1 pseudogene is annotated in these 304 nt (G+C 65.1%); it reads left to right on the forward strand.

The window, feature by feature from the left end:
• Window positions 1–25 precede the first annotated feature (25 nt).
• Window positions 26–304 (forward strand): annotated as a pseudogene (locus EN786_RS37025) (hypothetical protein); the annotation flags it as partial.

Genomic DNA, 304 nt, shown 5'->3' on the forward strand with positions numbered 1-304 from the left:
CGCCACTGGCCTGGAATGGGCCGCCGTGGAAAGTGCTGTGGTCACGCCCGGCCAGAACGGCGTCGACGATATCTGGCTGGTCGTCAGGCGCACCATCGGCGGCGTCACCAGACGCTACATCGAGGTGATGCAGACGCCCTTCGAATATGGCGCGCTGGAAGACGCCTTCCAGGTCGATTGCGGGCTGAGCTATTCTGGAGCGCCCGTGAACGTCGTCTCCGGCCTCGGCCATCTCAATGGCGAGACGGTCGATGTGCTCGCCGACGGCAAGGTCTTTCGCGGATTGACGGTCGCCTCCGGCCAG

This window comes from Mesorhizobium sp. M4B.F.Ca.ET.143.01.1.1, from assembly GCF_004792275.1.
GTDB classification, from domain to species: domain Bacteria; phylum Pseudomonadota; class Alphaproteobacteria; order Rhizobiales; family Rhizobiaceae; genus Mesorhizobium; species Mesorhizobium abyssinicae.